The organism is Thiomonas sp. 13-64-67, from assembly GCF_002282795.1.
GTDB classification, from domain to species: domain Bacteria; phylum Pseudomonadota; class Gammaproteobacteria; order Burkholderiales; family Burkholderiaceae_C; genus Thiomonas; species Thiomonas arsenitoxydans.
Window position 1 is genome coordinate 1 of the sequence record NZ_NCKP01000017.1, and the last position, 23,307, is coordinate 23,307.

The 23,307-nt window shown below is 61.5% G+C and carries 17 protein-coding genes; 12 read left to right on the top strand and 5 right to left on the bottom strand.

Annotation, left to right across the window (positions count from 1 at the left end):
- The 4 genes from B7X30_RS06535 to B7X30_RS06550 form a co-directional block, all read right to left on the bottom strand.
- Positions 1–650: PA2778 family cysteine peptidase (locus tag B7X30_RS06535; RefSeq protein WP_286729951.1), on the bottom strand; the 650-nt coding region annotated here is incomplete at its 3' end.
- A 10-nt stretch (positions 651–660) separates the two neighbouring features.
- The gene (locus tag B7X30_RS06540; RefSeq protein WP_286729952.1) at positions 661–1,038 is read right to left on the bottom strand and encodes a PA2779 family protein; all 378 of its coding nucleotides are present in this window, start codon (positions 1,036–1,038) and stop codon (positions 661–663) included.
- A gap of 95 nt (positions 1,039–1,133) precedes the next feature.
- Positions 1,134–1,940 carry a sulfite exporter TauE/SafE family protein gene (locus B7X30_RS06545; RefSeq protein ID WP_286729954.1) on the bottom strand — a complete coding sequence of 269 codons (807 nt, stop codon included), beginning with the start codon at positions 1,938–1,940 and terminating at the stop codon, positions 1,134–1,136.
- 139 nt (positions 1,941–2,079) lie between these two features.
- Positions 2,080–3,369, bottom strand: a complete 1,290-nt coding sequence (locus tag B7X30_RS06550; RefSeq protein ID WP_013106334.1) for an NAD(P)/FAD-dependent oxidoreductase — start codon at positions 3,367–3,369, stop codon at positions 2,080–2,082.
- A gap of 425 nt (positions 3,370–3,794) precedes the next feature.
- On the opposite strand from B7X30_RS06550, the gene B7X30_RS06555 reads away from it, so the two are divergent.
- On the top strand, positions 3,795–4,304 hold the full coding sequence (locus tag B7X30_RS06555; RefSeq protein ID WP_276707144.1) for a YeeE/YedE thiosulfate transporter family protein: 510 nt from the start codon (positions 3,795–3,797) through the stop codon (positions 4,302–4,304).
- Complete coding sequence (locus tag B7X30_RS06560; RefSeq protein ID WP_013123657.1) at positions 4,301–4,906, top strand: YeeE/YedE thiosulfate transporter family protein; 606 nt, start codon at positions 4,301–4,303, stop codon at positions 4,904–4,906. The genes B7X30_RS06555 and B7X30_RS06560 overlap by 4 nt, the downstream gene beginning before the upstream one ends.
- 92 nt (positions 4,907–4,998) lie before the next feature.
- On the opposite strand, the gene B7X30_RS06565 is transcribed toward B7X30_RS06560, so the two are convergent.
- Positions 4,999–5,310, bottom strand: coding sequence for a hypothetical protein (locus tag B7X30_RS06565; RefSeq protein WP_286729958.1), 312 nt, complete (start codon positions 5,308–5,310; stop codon positions 4,999–5,001).
- Here B7X30_RS06565 and B7X30_RS06570 point away from each other — a divergent pair.
- The 10 genes from B7X30_RS06570 to B7X30_RS06615 all read left to right on the top strand — a co-directional run bounded on the left by B7X30_RS06570 (position 5,309) and on the right by B7X30_RS06615 (position 23,307).
- Positions 5,309–6,028: a DUF6969 family protein gene (locus B7X30_RS06570; protein WP_286729959.1), complete on the top strand. Its 720-nt coding sequence runs from the start codon at positions 5,309–5,311 to the stop codon at positions 6,026–6,028. The genes B7X30_RS06565 and B7X30_RS06570 overlap by 2 nt on opposite strands.
- A 65-nt stretch (positions 6,029–6,093) precedes the next feature.
- Entirely contained in the window at positions 6,094–7,080 is a 987-nt protein-coding gene (locus B7X30_RS06575; protein ID WP_013123659.1) for a sulfurtransferase, read from the top strand.
- Between the two features lie 292 nt (positions 7,081–7,372).
- A complete protein-coding gene (locus B7X30_RS06580; RefSeq protein WP_013106340.1) occupies positions 7,373–7,990 on the top strand; it encodes an XrtA/PEP-CTERM system exopolysaccharide export protein in 618 nt (205 codons plus the stop codon).
- A gap of 40 nt (positions 7,991–8,030) precedes the next feature.
- A complete protein-coding gene (locus B7X30_RS06585) occupies positions 8,031–9,689 on the top strand; it encodes a TIGR03016 family PEP-CTERM system-associated outer membrane protein (protein WP_286729963.1) in 1,659 nt (552 codons plus the stop codon).
- 9 nt (positions 9,690–9,698) lie between these two features.
- Entirely contained in the window at positions 9,699–11,846 is a 2,148-nt protein-coding gene (locus tag B7X30_RS06590) for an XrtA/PEP-CTERM system-associated ATPase (protein ID WP_286729964.1), read from the top strand.
- A gap of 52 nt (positions 11,847–11,898) precedes the next feature.
- On the top strand, positions 11,899–13,506 hold the full coding sequence (locus tag B7X30_RS06595) for an XrtA system polysaccharide chain length determinant (protein WP_013123663.1): 1,608 nt from the start codon (positions 11,899–11,901) through the stop codon (positions 13,504–13,506).
- A 9-nt stretch (positions 13,507–13,515) separates the two neighbouring features.
- The gene (locus tag B7X30_RS06600) at positions 13,516–14,466 is read left to right on the top strand and encodes an XrtA-associated tyrosine autokinase (protein ID WP_286729965.1); all 951 of its coding nucleotides are present in this window, start codon (positions 13,516–13,518) and stop codon (positions 14,464–14,466) included.
- Between the two features lie 26 nt (positions 14,467–14,492).
- A complete protein-coding gene (locus B7X30_RS06605) occupies positions 14,493–15,362 on the top strand; it encodes a cupin-like domain-containing protein (protein ID WP_286729966.1) in 870 nt (289 codons plus the stop codon).
- A 15-nt stretch (positions 15,363–15,377) separates the two neighbouring features.
- Positions 15,378–16,430 (top strand): acyltransferase family protein, encoded by a 1,053-nt coding sequence (locus B7X30_RS06610; RefSeq protein WP_286729968.1) that lies wholly within the window; start codon positions 15,378–15,380, stop codon positions 16,428–16,430.
- 52 nt (positions 16,431–16,482) lie between these two features.
- On the top strand, positions 16,483–23,307 hold the full coding sequence (locus B7X30_RS06615) for a polyketide synthase (protein WP_286729969.1): 6,825 nt from the start codon (positions 16,483–16,485) through the stop codon (positions 23,305–23,307).

Here is a 23,307-nt window from a genome sequence, read left to right on the forward strand (position 1 = left end):
GCCACGGCGCGCAAATACGTCAATTCATCAATTCCAGGCGGAAACTGCCCGGGCTTGACGGCAATGAACGCCCATCTCCCGCCTGCAGCCCAAGACCGATCAAACTGCTCGATGGAAAGCTGCAGATCACGGGCCGTACTGGAACGCAGAGTCACGCGATCGCCCGGCAAGTCATACGCCACCAGCACGGCATAGTGCCAATCGCGCGCACCCAGCCCGACCTTCTGCAGCACCACCACCGGAAAGCCGGCAGCCACCTGCTCGAACACAGCGCCGAGCTTGGGAGGTAGAACCACAGGAATGCGCCCTGCCCGGCGCGACGCCCCGAGCAGATCGAATTGCAGGCTTCCTTCCAGACCCGGCGTGAACACCTGCGGGATCAACTGCTTCGGCGTGGTGCGCACTCCGCTGAAGACCAGCACAGAGGCCAGCGAAGCCGGTCCGCAGTAGTGACTGTCATCCGAAAAAAACGGCACTCCAGCCACAGTCGCAGAAGCTGGCAAGCCAGCGGGCTCATCCACCAAGCGCCCCTGCTGAAATTGCAGCGGCGCCGTCGAAAAGACCCCAGGCGGCAAGGCGGCGCAACCGCCGAGCAACAGACTGAGCGCAAGAGTCAGTTGCGCTGCGACGCGCAGGCGACAAGCCGTCATGCACACCCCATCAAAGCGCCAGCACGACCAGAATCGCCACCAGCAGAATGATCACCATTTCCTGAAAACCGAGCGCGCCTGCGGCCGGCATGCTGTTGATCCTGCCAGCCAGTTGCGCCACTTCGGCATTGCTCAGCGCCGCAAGGCGTTGCTGCGTCACTTCCTGGCTCAACCCCATTTGCTCCAGCTTGGCCTGCACATCGGCCCGCGCCATGAAATGGTCAAGCGTCGACCGATCCGCGGCCAGCGTAGCCGCGTCCTGGCCGGACTGCGGCTGGGTGAGCTGCTGCGTACCAATCAGTTCGGCACGCGCGGCGGGTGCAGCGGCCATCAGGCTCACGCCCAATGCAGCCACCAGGAATTGACGGGAAATACGAGAAGGAAACATTCGTCGGCCCTTTCAATAAGTGAAATTTTCCAGACTCAACCGCCCGGAAACTGGGAATGTTGGCAGGCGATCAAGTTTAATCGCCTCCGGGTCGATTACCCACCGAACGCAATCAATGCGCCGATAAAAATCAGAAAAATCGAGAACACCCGTTTGAGCGCGTCGCCCGAAATGCGATGCGCCACGCGTACCCCATACGGTGCAAGCACCATCGAAGCAACAGCAGTCGCCGCAGCCGCAGGCAAAAAAACATAGCCAAACGCCCCTGGCGGAAGGGGATGAGCGGGCGCATGAACCGAGATCATGTAACTCAGCGCGCTGGACAGGGCGATGGCCAAGCCGCAAACCGTACTCGTCGCCACCGCCTTGACCGGCTGAACGCCCAGAGCCACCAACAAGGGCACCGTCATCGACCCGCCACCGATCCCCACGACGGAGGACACAGCCCCGATGCCCACACCTGCCGGCAACAACCAGGGTGAACGCGGAATGTGCTCCTGACTTGGCACTGTCTTTTTGCGTTTACCAGCTGCCATCTGTACCGCCATAACGGCACAGAACCCGGCAATGACATAGCGCAGGACTGGGCCGCTGAGCATCTGCGCCAAATGCGCTCCGATGAAACCCCCGATCACCATACCTGGCGCCAGCCAGCGCCAACTCGGCCACAGCACGCCGCCGCGTCGGATATGCGCCGTGGCAGAGGAAATAAAGGTGAGCACGATACTGGCCATCGACGTCGCCACGGCCACATGAATGACCTCATCGGCTGGAATGCCCAACGCAGGCAGCGCAAAGCTGAGCGCAGCCACCAGCAGCAAGCCGCCCCCAATGCCCAACAGCCCACCCAGAAAACCTGCAGAGGCTCCGGCCAACAGAAAAATCGCAATGGAAAGCCACATCATCATTTCTCTTCGAGCGCCAATAACCCCTGGCAGCCTAACTGCTCAGACCGGGTTCTGCCGCGAAGCAACCGCCATGATCCCCACAAAAAAGCCCGCAGACCGTACAGCCTGCGGGCTCGAACTGATGCAAGAGGGATCAGTCTTTGCGCTCTGGATGCAGCAGGCGCTCCATGCCGATGAGCTTCATCATGTATTTTTCGTAAATCGGCTCGGAGTTGCCCTTCTTCATCTTGCGGATGAAGTATTTTTCAAACGCAATCTTCGCCAGGTGCACCCACTTGCCTTCGCCGAACCAGTTGACGTTGCGCGGCGGTATCTGCGGAATGGCCACGAACGCCGCGCCGGTATTGCCGAAGTCGGCCAGGCAGATGGCCTGCCAGGTGCCGCGGTGCGAGGGTTGTTTGCCCGCGAGTTCCTCCTCGAGGTTGTGCACGATGGCCGTGACCATCGACTCGATCATGTAACCCGTTTTGGGCACGCCGCAGGCAACCGGCGTCGGGCCGGTCGGTGGAATGGCGATGCAAACGCCAGCGGAGTAGATGTTCTTGTATTTCGGGCTGCGCTGATGTTGATCGACGATGACAAAGCCACGCGGGTTGCACAGCCCCTCCACCGCAGCCACCGCGTCCACACCCTTGAAAGCGGGCAGCATCATGGAGTGCTTGAACGGCAGTTCGTGCTGTTTGACCAGATTGCCCTGCATGTCGAGTTCATCCACGAACATCTTGCCGTCTTCCACCTTGGTGGTCTTGGCATTGGTGATCCAGCGGATGTCATGGCTGCGGAAGGCGCTTTCCATGATGCCCTTGGAGTCGCCCACGCCATCCAACCCCAGATGGCCGATGTAGGGCTCTGAAGTCACGTAAGTGATGGGCACCTTGTTGCGGATTTTTTTCTTGCGCAGCGCGGTGTCGAGCACCATGGTGTATTCGTAGGCCGGGCCGAAGCAGCTCGCTCCCGGCATTGCGCCCACAATCACCGGCCCCGGATTGGCCACCAGCTTCTCATAGTCGGCGTAGCACTTTTCAGCATGGTCGATACTGCAGATCGAGTTGGTATACCCGCCATGCGGGCCGGAACCCGGCACCTCCTCGAAAGACAGCTTCGGCCCGGTAGTGATGATGAGATAGTCGTAATTGACCTTGGCGCCATCCTGCAGGGTCAAGGTATTGCTCTCCGGCTCGATCTTGGTCACCGACTTGGCGATGAAGTCGATCCCCTTTCGCTCCAGATACGGCTTGATCGCAAAGATCACCTCGTCTCGACTGCGCCAGCCCACGGCCACCCAGGGGTTGGAGGGCACAAACTGGAAATAGTCCACGGCATTGATGACCGTGATCTTGTGTGCTTTGCCGAGCGCTTCACGCGCTTCATAGGCGGCGGGCATGCCGCCAATGCCGGCGCCCAATACAACGATATGTGCCATACCCTGGTCTCCTGATGTGCAAGTGAGTGCCCGAATGCGCTCGGGCGGCGTTCAACAAATTCGGCCCCATCCAGCGGCAAGCGAGGGTTCGACTCCTGCAAAACAGTCAGCCTGTTGGTTGAGGATGAGAACCCGCAGCGGTACTGAACGTCACCGCTTCGCCAGCGAGTCTTTGCCTAGGTATTCAAGCATATCTATACAGCCCCTTTCATCTCGGGGATTCCTGTCACGCCCACCAAAAAAGCTTGATTAAACGCAAATTCAATGAGGCCGCATCAGTGTTAGTCCTAGTCTGGAAAAACCCTAATACTCCCGGAAGCATAATGAAATCTTTCCTATACTTGATTTGAGACAAGCTGATCGTTCGATCAGCACGCGGCCACACGCATGGATGTCGCCGCATCACCCCTGGAGGAAGCCTACTCATGCGCAATACACCTCGTCCACTCTGGAACCCCTACGTTGCCGGGGTTTTGTTGGGTTTGGGACTACTGGCCACGTTTCTAGTCACCGGAAATGGTTATGGCGTGACCGGTGCAACCACCCTGGCGACTGCAGCCGTAGCGGGCAAGGTCGATCCCAATACCGTTGCCGCCCACACCTATCTCCACAACCTGTTTGAAGTCGGTCTGGATCGCTGGGTAGTCTGGGAAGTCGTTGGCTTGGCCATCGGCGGCTTGATTGGCAGCGTATTGGCGGGCCGCTTCAAGCTGCAAATCGACGGCCCCACTCAAGCAGGGCGCAGCCTGCGACTCGTCCTCGCAGTCATTGGCGGCATCGCAGCAGGTTTTGGCGCTCGTCTCGCCCTGGGTTGCACCAGCGGCATGGGACTCTCGGGCTCCGCAACGCTGGCCGCTGCGGGCTTCTTGTTCCTGATCGGATTTTTCATTGCTGGCGCCGTGTTCGGCCAACTCACGAAAGGACTCTGGAAATGAGCTTCCCTCTTGGATACACCGGCCCCGTATCGGGCATCATCCTCGGCCTGATTTTCGGCTACATCCTTGAAAACGCCGGCTTCGGCAGCGGTTGCAAACTCACCGCCCAGTTGCGCTTCAAGGACTGGGCCGTGTTCAAGGTTATGTTCACCGCCATTCTCGTGTCGGCCGGCGGCCTCTATCTGTTGCAAGGCCTAGGCGTGATTGCTGTTGACAATATGTTCGTGCCCTCGGTCTTTCTCTGGGGCAGTTCGCTGGGCGGCGTGCTGATTGGCGTCGGCATGGCCGTCGGCGGTTACTGTCCAGGCACGTCCATCGTGGCCTTGTTCTCCGGCAAGCTGGACGGCTTGATTTTTCTGCTTGGCATCGGCATCGGCACCCTGGGTTTCAACTCCGTGTTCAGTTCCATCGAGGGCTGGGCCTGGAAGCAGGTTGGCCCAGATGGACTGACCTTGCCGCAGTTGCTGCACCTTCCTGCCTGGGCTGTCTGGGGTCTGCTGTTCGCCGTGCTCGTAGTTGTGGGCTACCTCACCCGAACCAATGCCTCTGCGCGCAAGACCAGCAACAAATCTTCCGGCTCGTTTGCACCGCAAAACAGCTAAATCGCATTGCGCTGTCAGCGCATGGCCCTGCACGCACGTTGATAGTGCGCAGGGCCGCAAGCAGTTGCCCTGGATTTTTTTTCAACCACTCATCAGGAGTTCCACATGGCTAAAGCCCGCATCAAACTCTCGCAAGCCCTTCCCGCCCTGGCCCTTGCTGCGGCTGTAATCGCGCCCATGCCGCAGGCCCTGTCTAGCCTGTCCGCCACCGGCGTTGCGCAGGCTGCGAGCAATCCCTGCGCACCAAGCAATCCTTGCGCTCCGTCCAAGAAGATGGACAAAAAAATGGAAAAGAAGAGCAGCAATCCTTGCGCTCCTTCCAAGAGCAGCAATCCTTGCGCTCCGTCCAAATAAGCTGACTTGAACACATGGCGCAGTCTCTGCACTGCGTCTTGTTTATCCATGCTCCAGTCCTCTTCCCTGTTGTCTGGCCACGCGCCCAAAGGTCGACGCTTTACCGCCGACCTCTTGCGCGCATTGCCTCCGCAAGAGCGAAGCGATCTGTATGCCTACGGTCTCAAGGCGCTTGAAGCCACGCAGTCGCTGCTGCAACAGGGCAAAACGGTGATCTCCGAAATCATTGGGAATGCCGCGTATGTCGAGTGGGAGCACTATCCGCAGCGCGATGCAAAAAGCCGCACCGGGGCTTTGTTTTATTACCACGCCCATGCAGCGAGCCAACGAATGTCGGCAGAGCATGGTCACTTCCATGTCTTTGCTCCCAACGACCGTGCCGAGTGCCCGTCCGACCAGCGCTACACCCACATCGCGGGCTTGTCGATCGATGCGCGTGGCATGCCATTGCGCGTATTCACGACCAACCAATGGGTCACAGCCGAATGCTGGGAAGATGCCGAGCGCGTCTGCACCCTGGCGCGCCAGACTACGCTCAAAGATGCCAAGCCGCACAGGGTCGGGCAGTGGCTGGATGCCGTGTTCGCCTTTTTTCGACCGCAGATCGATTTGATCGCCCACATGCGCGACGCGCGCGTCAAGGCGCTGCAGGCGCGGGGGCGCACCCAGTTGCTTGAAGACCGACGCACGCATATCCTGAGCCAGTGCCGTATTGATTTTTCGACGCAGATCTTTGCGTTGGAGGAGTTGGGCGCAGATGCGCCCTGAGTAGGTAGAGTCGGGCGGGTACACGCCCTGAAATGCAGTTACACCAATCCAAACGAGGAGCCAACATGAAACTGAAACACCTGATCGGCATGAGCATCATCGCTGTAGCCGCGGCACAAACCGCCGGTGCGGCCACGCTGCCCGGCCCGCTGGTCACCCCCCAATGGCTGAATGCCAATAAAGACGCGGTCACCATCATCGACATCCGTGACGAGCCCAAGACCTTCACCGAAGCTCCGAAATTCGAGGTCGATCCCAAGACCAAGGTCAAGACCCTGGTGAAAACGGGCGGGCACATCGAAGGCGCCATTCCGGTGGACTTCGGCAAGATCCGCCAGGAACGCACGGTGGACGGTGTCAAGATCAAGGCCCAGCTGCCGACCGCCGAGTACTTCACCAAGGTCATGGACGACTCGGGCCTGAACAAGACCGACAAGCCCATCGTGATCGTGCCCACCGGCGAGAGCGTCGACTCCATGGACATGGCCACCCGCCTGTACTTCCAGCTGCGCTACTTCGGTGAGCCGCGCGACAAACTCGCCATCCTCAACGGCGGGGTCAACGCCTGGATTCAGGCCGGCTATCCCGTCTCGACCGATAAGGTAACGCCGACCAAGGGCGACTGGGCCGCCGGCGCTGAAGACAAGGCCATTCTGGCCTCGATGCAGCAAGTCAAGGAAGGTCTGCAAGGGGGCAAGGATCAGTTCATCGATGCCCGCCCGACTGCCCAGTTCCTGGGCATTGTGAAAAAGCCGATCAACAAGACCGCCGGTCACCTGCCGGGTGCGCGCTCCTTCCCGACTGACGCCATCGTCAAGCCGGTTGGCGCCGCGCATGAATTCATGAGCGCCGACGATTACAAGAAGATCTACGCCGAGTTCAACATCCAGCCCGACGCGCAGACCATTACCTACTGCAACACCGGCCACCTGGCCTCTGGTGCCTGGTTCGTCTCCCACGAGATTCTGGGCAACAAGAACTCCAAGCTCTACACCGGCTCGATGATCGAGTGGACCAACCTCGGCAATCCGACGGTCGGCCTGCCACAGTAAAGAAAGCAGCAGCCAGCCGCCCTGAGCGGCTGTCATGACGACGCCCGGGCCTGCCCCGGGCGTCGTCGTTTTAATCCCCCGCGTTCGGGCGGGATAAACAGCTCGGTGGATTCGCCCCCTCTCAGCGCAGTGCGCCCATTCGAGGGGGATGCCCGTGATTCCCGAGGCAGACGTGAGATATTTCACAGGCAAACTCACCACAAAACCGATCAAATGAGGGCTTGAACCTCCTACACTGCCCATCCACAATTCCGTCGTTTTCATCCTTTCTCCGACATTACAGAGGTCGAGCATGTTGATCCGCAATTCCCGATTCAGTCTTTGGCGCATGGCCGCCGCCTCTATGGCAGCCCTCCTGCTTGGCGCCTGCGCCGCGAACAACTACCCGCCCGCGCCGGAAAAAATCACCCAGGGCGCCTATCACTACAAGGTGGGCGCTGGCGACACGCTCAATATCAACGTCTGGCGTAACCCGGATTTGTCTATGTCCATCCAGGTTCGCCCGGACGGCAAAATCTCCACTCCGCTGGCGCCTGACGTTCAGGCGGCCGGCAAGACGCCGGGCGAAATCGGCCAGGAAATCGAGGCGCGGCTGTCGAAGTATGTCCGCGATCCGGTGGTGTCCGTGGTCGTGACCGGGTTTCATGGACCGTACAGCCAGCAGATCCGTATCGTCGGTCAGGCCGTGCGCCCCATCGCCATTCCCTACCGCGAAAACATGACCTTGCTCGACGTAATGATCGCCGCCGGTGGCCTGACCGAGTTTGCCGATGGCAATGCCGCCGTGCTGGAGCGCCATGGCAAAACCTACAGCATCAAGCTGGGCAACCTGCTCAAGCGCGGTGAAATGTCGGCCAATGTCCCGGTGGAGCCGGGCGATGTCATCATCATCCCGCAGAGCATGTTCTGACCTTGACTCTGCTTTCATTCACCTCACCCGAATCCTGCCCATGCAGACCTCTAGCCGCAAAGTCTTGTTCGCGCTGACCCCGCTGGCCTTTTGTCTTCTGCAGGCGGGATCGGCTTGTGCGCAGGCCATTCCCGGCCTCAATCTCGCCGCACCCGGTGGCGTGGCGCTGCCTCAGCAACTCGAAGGCGGCGAAGCGCAGGGTGGGCTGCTGACACCGCTGGGAACGGCCAGTGCACCGCTCCCAGCGCGTGGCAACTTCGTCCAGCCCTCTGTGGGCATGTCGGTCGTGCAGACCAGCAATGTCTATTTCGGCTCGAACAACCCCGCGCGCTCCGACACCATCTTCAGCATCACCCCGGGCATTGCGTTTCAAACCCTCGGGCCCGACTTGCGCACTTTCGGCAACTTTGTGCTCAATGCCCAGTATTACGCCCGCAGTAGCTACAGCAACACCGTCCTGCCCTCCGGCACTCTGGGCCTGAATGCCAGGCTGGTCGATCAATGGTTGTATTTCGATGCCGGCATCAACTCGCAACAAAACGCGTTGCTCACCATCCCGGCCCAATCCACCGGCACCGCGACCTACACCACCACCCAATACAGCCTCAGCCCATACATCGACCATCGTTTCAACGATGATCTCCGGTTGCGGGCGCGCAGCGAAAACGTCTGGACCCGCATCAGCGGCAATCAAACCGGCGCCGCTTTGAGCAACGGTCGCTATGGGAAGCAGAGCATCCGCCTGGATCGACGTCCCACCCCCCTGGGCTGGGGCCTCGATGCCAAGCAAGAGGAAACGGTTTACACCGACAGCGGATCGCTTGCCGTGCGTGACGAAATCGCGCGTGCCCGGGTTCTTTATGCCTTCACGCCGCATTTCGAAGGCGGACTGATTGGCGGCTATGAGCATTACTCCACGGGCTATGCCAGCCTGGGGCACAGCATCTACGGCGTGCAGCTCAACTGGCGACCCAATGTCTTCACCCGCTTCGACGGCGTGGTGGAACGGCGCTTTTTCGGCACAGGCTGGGATATCAGCGCCTCGCAGCAGATTCAGCGCCTGAGTCTGCGGCTGAACTGGAACCGGGCGCCCTCGTCCTATCTCGCTTCGCTGCAGACCATTCCGTCGGGGGTGAGTTTGTCCACCCTGCTGGGTGGCATGCTCGCCTCGCAGTACCCCGACCCTGCCGCTCGTGCGCAGGCGGTGCAAAACCTGCTGGCCGTCACCGGTCTGCCCGCCACCCTGCCCAACGCTGTCAACTATTACACCCAGTCTGCCACCCTGCAAGACACCCTGACCTTGACCGGGGTCTTGCTCGCGCAGCGCAATAGTTACACCGTCTCGGTGTTTCACACCAAAACGCAAGACCTGATCCTGCCCGGCTCACCCCCTTTGAACAATCTGCTGCTCGCCTCGGCTGACTATGTTCAAAACGGTATCGGCCTGAGCTACGGACGGCGCCTCACCCCGGTGATGAGTCTGAACGTCGGCCTGCTGCGTGCTTTGAGCACAGGGTTTGGTCCCAATGAAGGGGTCAGCACCCGCCAGACCACATTCATCGTGCAACTCAGTCGGCGCCTTTCCCCGCAGACCATCCTGGTTCTCGGCGCACGCAGGCAACTGCTCGATACCGCCAATAGCGGCCTTCTCAGCGCAAACGAATCGGCGGTTTATGCCGGTGTCACCCATCAGTTTTGAATCAGGCTCATGTACGCAGCGCACTTCGGCCTGAGCGCCCCGCCCTTCCAGCTCAACCCAGACCCCAGCTTTCTGTTCGAGAGCAAGGGACACAACTACGCCCACCAATATCTGCGCTTTGGCGCCATGCAGGGCGAGGGGTTCATCATCGTCACGGGAGAGATCGGCGCGGGCAAAACCACCCTGGTGCGCGCTCTCCTCAATGAGCTTGATCCAACCAAGGTCGCCGCAGCCCAGATCGTCAGCACCCAACTCGAAGCCGAAGATTTACTGCGCGCGGTGGCCAACGCCTTCGGCGTGCCGTCCAAAAACGCGTCAAAGGCCGAGTTGCTCGCCGCGCTCGAAGCGCATTTCACCACCCTGATGCTGCAGAACCGTCGTGCCCTGCTGGTCATCGACGAAGCGCAGAACCTAAATGCGGCGGCCATTGAAGAGTTGCGTATGTTGTCCAACTTCCAGTATGGCAACCGTGCGCTGCTGCAAAGCTATCTCGTCGGGCAACCTGAACTGCGCGAGGTGCTGCGCGCACCCAATCTGGAACAACTGCGCCAGCGCATCATCGCCAGTTGCCACATCGGCCCGATGGACTCGGACGAAACCCGCGCCTACATCATCCACCGCCTCAAGCGAGTCGGATGGACGGGGCGCCCGCAATTCGATGATGCCGCTTTCGCTTCGGTGCACGACTGGACGGGCGGGTTGCCGCGTCGCATCAATATGTTGTGCAATCGTCTGCTGCTCTCGGCCTTTCTCGACAACACCGACCAGATCGACGCTGCGCGCGTCGACACCGTGGCCCGCGAAATTCGCGAGGAGATCGGCGGCCTACTGCGCCCTGCCGATCCAACCGAACCGCAGGCCCCCACCATCACCGCGCCGGTACAGCGAACCGCTCCCGCCGCACCTGAGCCGCCCCTCCAGACGGACGCTGCTTCGAGTCTGCCCGTTTTGCGCGATGTCGCCGAAGCCCTCACCCGCGCACCTGCGCCACCCAAGCCGGGCGAGCCCGGCCCGCTGCTCTGCATCGCCCAAACCCTGGAAGATCGCATCGCCCTGCACCCGCTGATGCAAAAAATGCGGGCCTATTCCGGCTTGCCCCAACCCATGCTGGTCGGGCTGGAACAACTGTCTTCTTCCGCCATCGCCAACGACCCAGCACTGGCCGAAATCGATCTCGCCCTGCTGCCTGACGCGCAGGATGAGCGGCCCAGTCTTGCGGTCTGGGTGAATTGGCTCGACCAGATTTTCACCACCTACCGACCCGCCGCAGTGCTCACGTTCGCAGACAGCGATGCCGCCCTTGCGGCCGGCCTGATGGCCCAGCGCCAAAAGATCTCGCACGCGCATATCGAGTCCGGCCTGCGTCATGGCCAGCGTGCCGATACGCAAGAAATCGACCGCATCGTCATTGATCAACTGACCGATCTGCATCTGACCCTGGGGACGGATTGCGCCGATACGCTGACGCATGACGGCATCCCTCCCGCATCCATCCGCGTGGTGGGCAACCTGCGGATCGATGCCGTCGTGCAGGGCCTGGCCAATGCACCAGACCCCAAGCTGTTCGCCACGGAAATCGGGGTGCCCAAGACCTATCTCTCCAACCCCCAGGGCTATGCGCTGCTGCTGCTCGAAGACGCTGAATGGGCGACTTCGCGCGACAAGATGATCGACATGCTGGCCAACGCCAAGCGCCTGAGCCGCATTCTTCCTGTCATCTGGCCGATGCCGACCGCCCTGCATAGCCGCCTGCTGCAATACGGTTTGAGCAACTCCCTGCGAGGTTCGCGCGTGGCCTGCGTGCCCGAGTTGCCCTTCGGGCAGACGCTGGCCCTGCTCAGCAAGACCACCTGCCTGTTGACAGACCGCGCCAATCTGCAGGATGCCAGCTCCTATCTCGCCATCCCCTGCCTGACCCTGCAAGACTACTGCGCCCGCACCCAAACCCTCAAGCAGGGCAGCAACCAGCTCGTCGGGCGAGATTTCCGTCGCATCTTCCAGGCCATGGGTGACATTCTGGAAGGCGACAAAAAAGCCCGTCCCAACCCGTTCGAGGACGATGGCAATGCCTCCGACCGCATCGCTCAGGCGCTTGAAACCTGGCTGATGACTCAGTGGGAAAACCAGGTGCTCGAAACCCTGGAGACCCAGGCATGACGCACATAACGCCACGAGTCCACAGCCGCACTTCACTCTGAAAAGCCACATCATGAACGATTTACTACGTCCCCTGTTCAACCTCCTGCCCGGCATGTGGGACAGGCGCTGGGTCGGACTGCTCACCGCGTGGGTCATCATGGCGCTGGGCGGCATCGGCGTGGCCATGTTCCACGAGCGGTATATGGCGTCTGCGCGCGTTTATGTGGACACGCAAACCCTGCTCAAACCGCTGATGCAAGGCCTGACCGTGCAGCCCAATATCGACGATCAGGTCGCCATGGTGGCCCGCACCTTGCTTGCCCGCCCCAATCTGGAGCGGCTGGTGCGTGAAAAGCATCTCGCGGTCGATGATGGTCAGCCCGAATCGGTCAACCGCACCGTCGATCAACTGCTCAAGAGCATCAAGCTCGGCATCAACGCGCGAGAAAACCTCTACAGCGTCAGCTACGTCAACAGCGATCCGCAGGTTGCGCTCGGCGTCGTCAAAGATCTGGTGAACATGTTCCTCACCTCGGGTATTGGCGGCAAGCAGCAAGACACCCAGCAGGCGCTCAACTTTCTCGATGCCCAGGTCGCCGACTATGGCCGCCAGCTCAGTGCCGCCGAGCAAAAGCTCAAAGACTTCAAGACCCAGCATCCCGGCTATTCCGGTGCGGCGAATGTCGACTACTACACCCGAGTCAACCAGGCCTCCGACCAACTCTCCCAGCTCCAGGGTCAGCTCAGCGCGGCGATTGCCGCGCGCAATGCCATCAGCGGCCAGATGCGTGGGGAATCTCCCACCATCAGCGTGACATCGCCCTATATGGCTGCCGCCGCTGGCCCCGCGGCGCCCGGTGTTCCTGCGTCCGTACTCGATGTGGACCGGCGCATTCAGGAGCAGCGCGCCCGGCTCGACGATCTGTTGCAGCGCTACACCAACGACTATCCCGATGTCATTTCTGCGCGCCAGACCCTGGCCCGGCTGGAAGCGGAAAGAAAATCACGCCTGAAGGCCGCCGCGGAACATCCCGCGCAAGCCGCTGAACCAGCGTCTATCGGCGCCAACACCATCAGCACCGCCAACCCGGCCTACCAGCAGCTGCGCGTGCAGGTCGCACAGGCCGACGCCAACGTGGCCTCGCTTCAAGCCCAGGTGGGCGAGGCTCAGGCACGGTTGGCCGAGCTGCGCAGTCAGGCCAACAAAATGCCCGCGCTCGACCAGCAATATGCCGAACTCATGCGCGGCTACGACGTCATTCGCAAGAGCTACGACGACCTGGTTGCGCGACGTCAGTCTGCCGGGCTGACGCAAAGCGTCGATGCTTCTTCGCAGCTTGCCGTGTTCCGCGTGGTCGATCCCCCGCGTGTGGAGCAGCGTCCGCTGTTCCCGAGCAAGCCCATGCTCATCGCTCTGCTGGTGTTTTTTGCACTGGCCTGCGGAGTGGCGGCAAGTTTCATCGTCTCGCAGATCATGCCGACCTATCACAGCCCGCGCCACCTGCGCGAAACCATCGACCGCCCCGTGCTCGGCAGCATCTCCCTGCTGAACTCGCCCGAAATTCTCAGCCACGACAAACGGAACAATATCAATCTCGCGCTGGGTATCGCCGGACTCGTGCTGATCGGGCTGCTCTGGGCCATCTGGGCCCATTTCACGCGGCAGCCCGGCGTTTAAGGAAACACCATGAGCACCATTGAACAAGCCGTCAAGCGTCTCGAGGAACTCCGCACCGCCGGAGTCGATGTCCTCTGGAAGCCCGAATCCGCCGCTGAAGTCGCCCCAACTGCGCCCTCGCCCTCACCTTTTGCAACCGCGCCCGCTGGCGCCGCGAGTACGCAACCCCATACCGCCCCAACCCAGCCGTCCGAGGCCGCCAAACACACGGCGAAGCCACAAGACATGGGCACGCGTTCGAAGCAGGTCGAGATCGACTTGAACAAGCTGGCGGCTCAGGGCTATATCGTGCCGCACGCCACCCGCTCGCTGCTGGTCGATGAGTTCCGCGTGGTCAAGCGGCCGCTGCTTGCCAACGTCACCGGGGCCGCCTCGGCCAAGATCGACCGGCCCAATCTCATCATGGTCACCAGCTCGCTGCCGGGCGAAGGCAAGACCTTCGTGGCGGCCAACCTCGCCATGAGCATCGCCGCCGAGCTGAACCACACGGTGCTGCTGGTCGATGCCGATCCTTCGCGCAGCAGTCTGCTCGAACGCCTGGGCATCGCCCCGGCGCAGGGTTTGATCGACAAACTGCTCAACCCCGAGCTCGACCTGTCCGATCTCATCCTCGCAACCAACGTCCCCAAGCTCGCCGTGCTGCCCGTGGGCACACCCAACGCGCAAGCCACCGAGCTGTTTGCCAGCGCCACCATGGACCTGCTGCTCGAAGAAATGGCGCACCGCTACCGCGACCGGGTCATCATTCTCGACGCACCGCCGCTGCTGCCCTCCGCCGAAGCGCGCGCGCTGTCTTTGCACGCCGGGCAGATTCTTTTCGTCGTGCAGGCCGGACGCACCCATCAAGGCACGGTGCAGCAGTCACTCGGCATGCTGCAAGACCATCCCATGGTCTTCACCCTGCTCAACCAGAGCCGCGGGCCAAAGGCCGGGTCGCCCTACGGGTACTACGCCTACTAAATCAAGCGCAGGAAAACATCGTGGTTATGCAATGTTTCGACGCTGAGCTGGAAGCCATGCTGCTGGACCGCGCGCCCTTCAAGCTATCTCACAAACTCCTCGGCCACCCGGCGTTGACCTTGGAGAACCTGGGCGCCGTCTTACCGAAACTGCCCAAACGACAAGTGATGTTTTCCAACTCGAAGCTGCAAAACGGTGACGATTTCGAAGCCACTTTCCGCAAACGCCCCAAAGAAGTCAGTATTGATGAGACGATAGAGCAAATTCGCACCTCGAATGCCTACATCATGGTCAGCCGTCCCGAGACGGATGATTCATTCAAAGACCTGCGTAACGCCTTGGTTGACGACCTGCGCGGAATTCTGCGCAGCCACGGACTCGGAAGCGAGCCCATCGATCCCCACCTCTATTTGTTTATCGCTTCACCGAACAGCATCACTCCATTTCATATTGATCGCTACTCCACATTACTGATGCAATTTCGCGGCTCAAAGACGATTCACGTCTACGAGCAGTGGGATGATCGTGTCGTGAGCCAGATTGATCGGGAGGCCTACGTCGCCTACGCGCGTACAAAGCTGCCTTGGTCTGCCGAAATCGATGCACTCGGACATTCGTTTCATTTTTCGCCTGGGGAAACCTTACACATCCCGTTCATTGCGGGGCACCACGTGCGCAATGGTCCCGATGATGTGTCGATTTCCATGTCGATCATCTTCAATACAGAACAGAGCATCCGCTGGCGACGGGCGTTGGCCTTCAATTACGAGGTGCGCAAGCGAATCGGCGCAATCCCGGCTGGCTTGAGCAAAGTCGGGCGTTCTCGTGTCTTGGATGGCACCAAGGCGGCGATGATGCGCGCCATCGAGCGTCGGCGGACGCTTGCAGAAAGATGAGCACGGGAGCGGCAGTTGAGCCCACAGTCCCATGCCCGCCACTTTGATGCCCTAGACGCCTTACGGGGGCTGGCCGCTTTTGCGGTGGTGGTTTTGCACTACACCGAGCACAGCTCGCTCAACGACTTTCTGCCAGGCGCCTGGGTTGCGGTTGATCTGTTCTTCGTCTTGTCTGGCTTCGTGTTGATGCACAGCTATGGCGAGCGTATTTTGACCGGTATGCGTTTCAGTCGGTTTGTCAGGGTACGGCTGACGCGCCTGGGGCCCATGTACGTCATGGGATCGCTCCTCGGCATCATTTCCGCCGTGATGCTCGCCCAGACGCAGACCCCACCGGTTCCGGGGATTCATCAGCTCGTAGCCGCCTCAGTATTTGGCGTTCTCGGTCTGCCCTTTTTCAATCATGGGGTCTGGCCGTTCGGGCATGGGCATCTGACCGGCCCTTTGTTTCCACTTGAAGTCCCCGCGTGGTCTTTGTTCTTCGAGGCCGTGGTGAATGTGCTGTTTTTTGCCTGGCTGAAATATGCGCGACGTCTGAGCGCATCCGTTCTCTCGGCCTTGGCATTCATCGTCTTCATCGTGCTCACCGCCAAGATGCACGTTTTCAACCCAGGCTGGGGAACTTCCAATTTCTGGCTGGGTTTTCCGCGTGTCATCGCAGAATTTTTTTTGGGGGCCTGGCTTTACCAACTGCGCCCTCAGACCTGGCGTCCTCATAGCTTGCTGGCGGTAGGCGCCGCCGTGCTGTTTTTTGGGGCCATGTTCAGCGCTCACCCCTGGATCAATTTTTTCGATGCCCTCTTGATCGCCCCCCTGACAGTCGCCCTCGCAGCAAGTCTGTCCTTGAGCCGTTTTTTTCACAAAACAGCCAGCTTGGCCGGAAAGCTGTCTTATCCGCTCTATCTTGTGCACTATCCCCTCTATCGAATCGCGTCGTCAAACCGCTTCGTTGTCCTGCTGTCACCCAGAGCGCATCTGGCGACGATGGCATGTCTTGCCCTCACGCTGGCTTGGGCCTTCCTGCCTGTGGACACGGCCATACGTCAATGGCTTGAGGGTCTGCCATGAAACATTTCGCTGATGCATCCCCTCTTCACGGCCTTACCAGCAAGGGCAGATGATGGAACCTCATCCTCCAGAAAACGCACAGACGCGCGAGCCAGATTCGCCGTCTCAAAGAGCCGATTTTCTGCTGCACGAGCTTTTTGAACGGCAGGCCAGGCTCAGCCCGCAGGCCATTGCCTTGGTCAGCTCGGAGGCCTCATTCACTTACGACGAACTCGATCGGCGCACCAACCGACTCGCCCATCTGTTGAGTGAACAAGGCGCGAGGCCAGACGCCCTTGTTGCGATCATCCTGGATAGTGGCGCGCTCTTGGTTGAAGCAATTTTGGCGACCTTGAAATGCGGCTGCGGCTACTTGCCGCTTGACCCGAATCAGCCCATCGCCAGGCTGGAGAGCCTGCTAGGCGATGCGCAACCCCTGCTGCTGATCACAACGACCGACACCGCCGCAGCACTCGAAGACTGCCGCGTGCAAACCCTCGCCATCGACGACCCCGCTGTGCTGCAGAACTGGGCCTCGCAGCCTGCCGCTGCGCTGCGTCCACGTGAACTTGGCCTGACGAGCGCCTCACTGGGTTATTTGATTTACACCTCCGGCTCGACTGGCGCCCCCAAAGGGGTGCTCATGCCGCAAGGGCCGCTCCTTCATCTCATCAACTGGCATCTGCGCTGCGCGCCCGAGCAATCCGGTTTGCGCACCTTGCAGTTTTCCGCCCCCGCCTTCGACGTCGCGTTTCAAGAACTGTTCTCCACGCTGGCCAGCGGAGGCTCACTCGTACTGGCGACCCGCGAACAGCGGCGTGATGTGCAGAAATTGGTGCAATTGATCCAACACCACCGCATCGAGCGCCTGTTTCTGCCCTTCATCGCTTTGGCGCATCTGGTCGATTACTGCGAGCAGCATCGAATCGACCTGCCATCCCTGAAGCATGTCATCACCGCGGGGGAGCCCTTGCGCGCTGACGCCGCGATCAAATCGTTCTTTTCCCGGTACCCGCAAAGTCGTCTGCACAACCACTACGGCCCGAGCGAATCCCATGTCGTGACGGTCAAGACGCTTCCCGATGACCCGACCTCCTGGCCCGCGCTTCCCAGTATTGGGCGACCCATCGGAGAGGCGCGCATCCTCATTTTGAATGCCCAGGGCGAGGTGCTCACCGCAGGCGCGGAAGGCGAAATCGCGATAGCGGGTCCAGTCATCGCACGCGGTTATCTCAACCGCCCCGAGCTGACGGAACAGCGATTCAAAGACTTGCCTGCAGTGGGAAGGGTTTACCTGACGGGAGATCTGGGCTTCATCGACGCCGAAGGAGACATTCGCTGCCTCGGGCGCGCGGACGACCAAGTGAAAGTGCTCGGTCATCGTGTCGAACTCGGTGAAATCGAAACACGCCTGCGAGAACATGCCGACATCGCCGATGCCGCCGTGACACTGCGCAACGATCTGCCCTTCGGCTCAGGCTTGGTCGCCTATTTGACCGCGCGGCATCCAGGCCACGTTCCAAGCCCGACCGACATTCGCGCCTGGTTGGCGCAAACGCTGCCCCAATACATGCTGCCAGCCGTTTACAACTGGCTGAAGCACATGCCGATCAGCGTCAACGGCAAGCTCGATCGGCGGGCACTGCCCATGCCGGAATTCGGGCCGCAAAAAACCGCAGCGGACGACAGCGTCGCCTCCACAAGCACGCAAGATCGCATCCGCGCGGCATTTACCCGCGTACTCGGTTTGGGCAGCGTCACCCCCACGGACAATTTTTTCGATATCGGCGGCAATTCGCTGCTCGTCATGCGCGTTCTCTCTTTGCTCGAAGCGGACGGCGTGACGCTGAGCACCAGCGCGTTTTTCAGCAACCCAACCCCCGCGGCGCTGGCCGAACAGTTGGATCGCGACCAAGACACATCGTGGGACGAAGCCCGCCGCATGCCGCGTGGAGCAAACCCCCGAGATCATCGCGCTACGCACGCCGGCGCCTCCGTGCCGATCGCCATCGTCGGCATGGCGGGCCGCTTTCCCGGCGCGAAAAACGTGCAGGATTTCTGGGACATGCTGCTGGCTGGCGCCGACGGCATCAAACACTTGCGTGATGACGAACTCGATCCCAGCTTGCCGTCAGAACTCACGAACGACCCGCTCTATGTCAAAGCACGCGGGCTGATCGACGACGTGGACGGCTTCGATCCCGCCTTTTTCGGTATCTCCCCGCGAGAAGCCATGTTGATGGATCCGCAGCAACGCATCTTTCTGGAACTGTGCTGGGAATGTCTTGAGCATGCTGGGCATGCCCCCGACCTAAGCCAGGCTCCCGTCGGCGTTTTTGCGGGCATGCACAACGCCAGCTATTTTCTGCACCATGTTCAGCACCGCCCCGATCTGATCGACAAAATCGGCGACTTTGCCGTCATGCTGGCCAACGAAAAGGACTACATCGCCACCCGAATTGCCAACCGCTTGAACCTCACCGGCCCCGCAGTCAGCGTGCATACCGCGTGTTCCACATCGTTGGTGGCGGTTGCGCAGGCCGTCACGAGTTTGCGCGCAGGTCAATGCGACATGGCACTGGCTGGCGGCGTTGCCGTGACTTGCCCGCCCAACAGCGGCTATCTCTACCAAGAAGGCGCCATGCTTTCGCCCGATGGCGTCACCCGTACCTTCGATGCCCAGGCGCAGGGCACGGTGTTTTCCGATGGCGCTGCCGTGGTGTTGCTCAAGCGACTGAGCGACGCCCAGGACGATGGCGACACGATCTACACGGTCATTCGCGGCGTAGCCATCAACAACGACGGACGCGACAAAGCCAGCTTCACAGCGCCAAGTCTGGACGGTCAGGCCGCCGTCATCACCGCCGCACTGGCTGACGCCGGCGTCAGCCCGCGCAGCGTGAGCTATGTCGAATGCCATGGGACCGCCACGCCTTTGGGCGACCCCGTCGAGGTCGAGGCGCTCACCCGCGCCTTCCGCAGGCAAACCGCAGACATCGGCTTTTGCCGACTGGGTTCCGCCAAGAGCAACATCGGCCATACCTTGACTGCTGCGGGCGTCACCGGCGTCATCAAAACCGCGCTGGCTTTGGCACAGGAGTGCATCCCGCCGTCGATCCACTACACCACGCCCAACCCCAAGATCGATTTCGCGTCCAGCCCCTTCATCGTCAACGATGCACTCACGACATGGGCGAGCGGCGAGCAGCCGCGCCGCGCCGGGGTCAGCTCCTTTGGGGTGGGAGGCACCAATGCCCACATCATTCTCGAAGAAGCGCCCGCGACGCCAACATCCAGCCCAGCGAGCGGGCCGCAACTGCTGATGCTGTCGGCCCGCAGCCCAAGCGCGCTCGACGCCCAGGTCAGCCGCCTCACCGCGCATTTGCGCAAAAATCCCGATGTCAATCTGGCCGATGTGGCCTACACCTTGCAGGTGGGCCGCAGCCCTTTTGCACAGCGTCTTTGCCTCGTCTGCGAAACGCCAGAGCAGGCGATAAGAGCCTTGTCGGAACCGGCCTGGCCCCTGCGTTCACAACGCACAGCGCGCGGTGATCCACCCCCTCAAATCTGGCTTTTCCCGGGCCAGGGTGCACAGTACCCCGGCATGGGAAGCGGTCTCTACGCTGCAGAAAGTGACTTCCGCGCAGCGCTCGACGACGCCATCGCCGCCTGCGCCCCGCACCTGAGTTTTGATTTGCGGGCACGCCTGTTCAGCGCCGACCCAGATGCGCTGGCCAGCACGCAAACCACGCAGCCCGCCACATTCTGCATTGAATACGCACTGGCGCAAACCTGGCTGGCGCGCGGCGCCAAGCCCATCGCCCTGATCGGCCACAGCATCGGCGAATTCGCTGCGGCCGTTCTGGCCGGCGTTCTGTCGTTGGCCGACGCGGCCCGGCTGATCGCACGGCGCGGCGCGCTGATGCAAGCGCTCACGCCCGGAAGCATGTTGTCGGTGCGATTGTCGGCAGACGATTTACGCATCCAGCTGCCGGACGACATCTCGCTTGCCGCCATCAACGGCCCGACGTCCTGTGTCATCGCCGGGCCGACTGCAGCGATCAGCAGCTTCGACGCCGCTCTGCAGGTGCAAGGCGTGCAAACCCGGCTGCTGCAAACCTCCCATGCTTTTCACTCCGCCATGATGGAGCCCGCGCTCGTAGCCTTTCGCTCCGAAGTGTCTACTGTCGCCTTGGCGCCTGCGCGCCTGCCCATCGTCTCGACCCTCACAGGCCGTAGCTTGACCCCGGCAGAGGCCGTCGATGCCGAATACTGGGTACGCCATCTGCGGGAGCCGGTTCGCTTCTCCGCCGCCGTACGCGACGCGCTGAACCGTCATGCCAACGCCGTTTTTCTGGAAATCGGCCCGCGTCGTGCGCTCTCCACACTGGTGCGTCAGCATGCCCCCGCCGATGGCACCTCGGTCGTGGCCATCCCGTCACTAGCCGATGCGCCCGAGCAGGAAACTGCCTGCATGTTGCTGGCGGCAGGCGCACTCTGGACCGCAGGCATCGCCTTGCCAGTTTCAGCCGCCCATCCGCCCACGAATCGCCACCGGATCAGCCTGCCCACCTATCCCTTCGAGCGCCAGCGTTACTGGATCGAGGCCATAGCGCAGCACCCTTCCCGCCCCGCCACATCCCCGGCCTCGGATCGTCCTGCCGCAACGAGTTCCATCGCACCAGCCGCGCAAACGCTGACGTCCACGTCAATCGAGCCAGTACCCGCCATGTCCATCGCCCAGCCCATTCCCACAGCCCCCCTGCGCAAAAACCGCCTGATCGCCCAGTTGCGCGATTTGTTCGAGGATGTCTCAGGCCATGAGGCAAGCGGCGCCGACCCGGGCATGGCCTTTGTCGAACTGGGCATCGATTCGCTCACCCTCACCCAAGCCGCGCTGCAAATCAAAAGGCAGTTTGGTGTGCCGGTCACCTTCCGTCAGCTGATGGAAAACCTGCGCAGTTTCGATCTGCTGGCCGATTACCTCGACGCCCAACTGGAGCCCGAGCCCGCCGCGATGCCTGCGCCGAGTCCGTCACCTCTTTCAGCGCCTCTTTCGGTATCTCTGTCCGCGCCGCTCGCTGCTACACCCCCTCATCCCGCCGTGCTGCCGCAGCACGCGCCGACCGACGCAGTGCAGTGGCTCATCCAGCAGCAAATGCAGCTCATGTCCCAGCAACTGGCCTTGCTAGGCGGGCAGACGATGATCGCCCCTCAAACGCCGCCGCCTGTGTCCATGCCGACGCCCACGCAGACGCCCGCAACGGTGCCTCCACCTGCGGCAAACGCCAGCCCTGCGCAGCCCCTGCCCGCAGCGCCCGATGCAAACGGCGAAGACAGCGCGCCATTGCGCTACGACGTCAAAAAAGCCTTTGGCGCCATCGCCCGCATCCACACTCAGTCCAGCCCGCTGACCGAACGTCAAAAGGTGCGCCTTGCCGCCTTCATGCGCCGCTACGTCGAACGCACGGCCAAGAGTCGCGCCTACACCGTGCAATACCGCGACCATCTGGCCGACCCGCGGGTGGTCAACGGCTTTCGTCCGATGACCAAGGAGATCACCTATCAAATCGTGGTCAATCGCAGCAAGGGCGCGCGCCTTTGGGATCTGGACGGCAATGAATACGTCGATGCCCTCAACGGTTTCGGCATGAATTTGTTCGGCTGGCAGCCCGACTTCGTGCTCGACGCCGTGCGCCGCCAGCTCGACGACGGTTACGACATCGGCCCGCAACACCCGCTGGCCGGCCCCGTGGCCGATTTGATTTGCGAACTCACCGGCTTTGACCGTGCCGGTCTGTGCAACACCGGTTCCGAGGCGGTCATGGCTGCCGTGCGCATTGCCCGCACCGTCACCGGCCGCAACACCGTGGTGCTGTTCTCAGGCTCTTATCACGGCACCTTCGACGAGGTCGTGGTGCGTCCAAGCAAGGGCGGCAAAGGCATACCGGGCGCGCCGGGCATCATGCGGGGCATGTTCGGCGATGTGCGCGTGCTCGACTACGGCACGCCCGAATCGCTGGAGTTCATCCGCGCGCATGCCGATGAACTCGCCGCCGTATTGGTCGAACCCGTGCAAAGCCGCCGACCCGAATTCCAACCCGTCGAATTCCTCAAGGAAATCCGCGCCGTCACCGAACGCAGCGGCGCTTGCCTGATTTTCGACGAAGTCATCACCGGGTTCAGATCCGCCCTGGGGGGAACCCAGCAGCTCTTCGGCATCCGCGCAGATCTGGCCACTTACGGCAAGGTCATCGGCGGAGGCATGCCCATTGGCGTCGTTGCGGGCAGGCGCGAGTTCATCGACGCGCTCGACGGCGGCGCCTGGCAGTACGGCGATGACTCAATTCCCACTGTCGGCGTGACCTACTTCGCCGGCACCTTCGTGCGCCACCCCTTGGCGCTAGCCGCCGCGCATGCCAGCCTGCTGCACCTCAAAGCGCAAGGACCGGCGCTGCAAGACACGCTCAACGCCAAGACCGCGCAAATGGCCGACGAGCTGACTGCGTTCTGCCGTCAAGTCGGTGCGCCGCTGGAAATCCGTCATTTCGCCTCGCTTTGGCGCGTGGGCTGGCTGGAAGATCACCCGCTGCAAGACCTGCTGTTTGCCATGATGCGCAGCCGCGGCGTACACATCCTCGACAACTTCCCCTGCTTTCTGACTACGGCGCACAGCGAAGCCGACATCCGCCTGATCAAAGAAGCGTTCAAGGACTCGGTGCGCGAATTGCAGGAGGCGGAATTCCTGCCGCAGCGCAAATCATCGGCATCGGCGTCTTTCGACGCCAGCCACCCGCCCGTGCCCGGCGCGCGCATCGGCAAAGACCCCGGCGGCAACCCCGCCTGGTTCGTCCCCAACCCCGAGCAGCCCGGCAAGTACCTGCGCCTCGACGCCTAA

Coding starts and splice junctions, on each gene's coding strand:
- B7X30_RS06540 (WP_286729952.1), bottom strand. CDS start 1,038: ATGTTTCCTTCTCGTATTTCCCGTCAATTCCTGGTGGCTGCATTGGGC.
- B7X30_RS06545 (WP_286729954.1), bottom strand. CDS start 1,940: ATGTGGCTTTCCATTGCGATTTTTCTGTTGGCCGGAGCCTCTGCAGGT.
- B7X30_RS06550 (WP_013106334.1), bottom strand. CDS start 3,369: ATGGCACATATCGTTGTATTGGGCGCCGGCATTGGCGGCATGCCCGCC.
- B7X30_RS06555 (WP_276707144.1), top strand. CDS start 3,795: ATGCGCAATACACCTCGTCCACTCTGGAACCCCTACGTTGCCGGGGTT.
- B7X30_RS06560 (WP_013123657.1), top strand. CDS start 4,301: ATGAGCTTCCCTCTTGGATACACCGGCCCCGTATCGGGCATCATCCTC.
- B7X30_RS06570 (WP_286729959.1), top strand. CDS start 5,309: ATGCTCCAGTCCTCTTCCCTGTTGTCTGGCCACGCGCCCAAAGGTCGA.
- B7X30_RS06565 (WP_286729958.1), bottom strand. CDS start 5,310: ATGGATAAACAAGACGCAGTGCAGAGACTGCGCCATGTGTTCAAGTCA.
- B7X30_RS06575 (WP_013123659.1), top strand. CDS start 6,094: ATGAAACTGAAACACCTGATCGGCATGAGCATCATCGCTGTAGCCGCG.
- B7X30_RS06580 (WP_013106340.1), top strand. CDS start 7,373: ATGTTGATCCGCAATTCCCGATTCAGTCTTTGGCGCATGGCCGCCGCC.
- B7X30_RS06585 (WP_286729963.1), top strand. CDS start 8,031: ATGCAGACCTCTAGCCGCAAAGTCTTGTTCGCGCTGACCCCGCTGGCC.
- B7X30_RS06590 (WP_286729964.1), top strand. CDS start 9,699: ATGTACGCAGCGCACTTCGGCCTGAGCGCCCCGCCCTTCCAGCTCAAC.
- B7X30_RS06595 (WP_013123663.1), top strand. CDS start 11,899: ATGAACGATTTACTACGTCCCCTGTTCAACCTCCTGCCCGGCATGTGG.
- B7X30_RS06600 (WP_286729965.1), top strand. CDS start 13,516: ATGAGCACCATTGAACAAGCCGTCAAGCGTCTCGAGGAACTCCGCACC.
- B7X30_RS06605 (WP_286729966.1), top strand. CDS start 14,493: ATGCAATGTTTCGACGCTGAGCTGGAAGCCATGCTGCTGGACCGCGCG.
- B7X30_RS06615 (WP_286729969.1), top strand. CDS start 16,483: ATGGAACCTCATCCTCCAGAAAACGCACAGACGCGCGAGCCAGATTCG.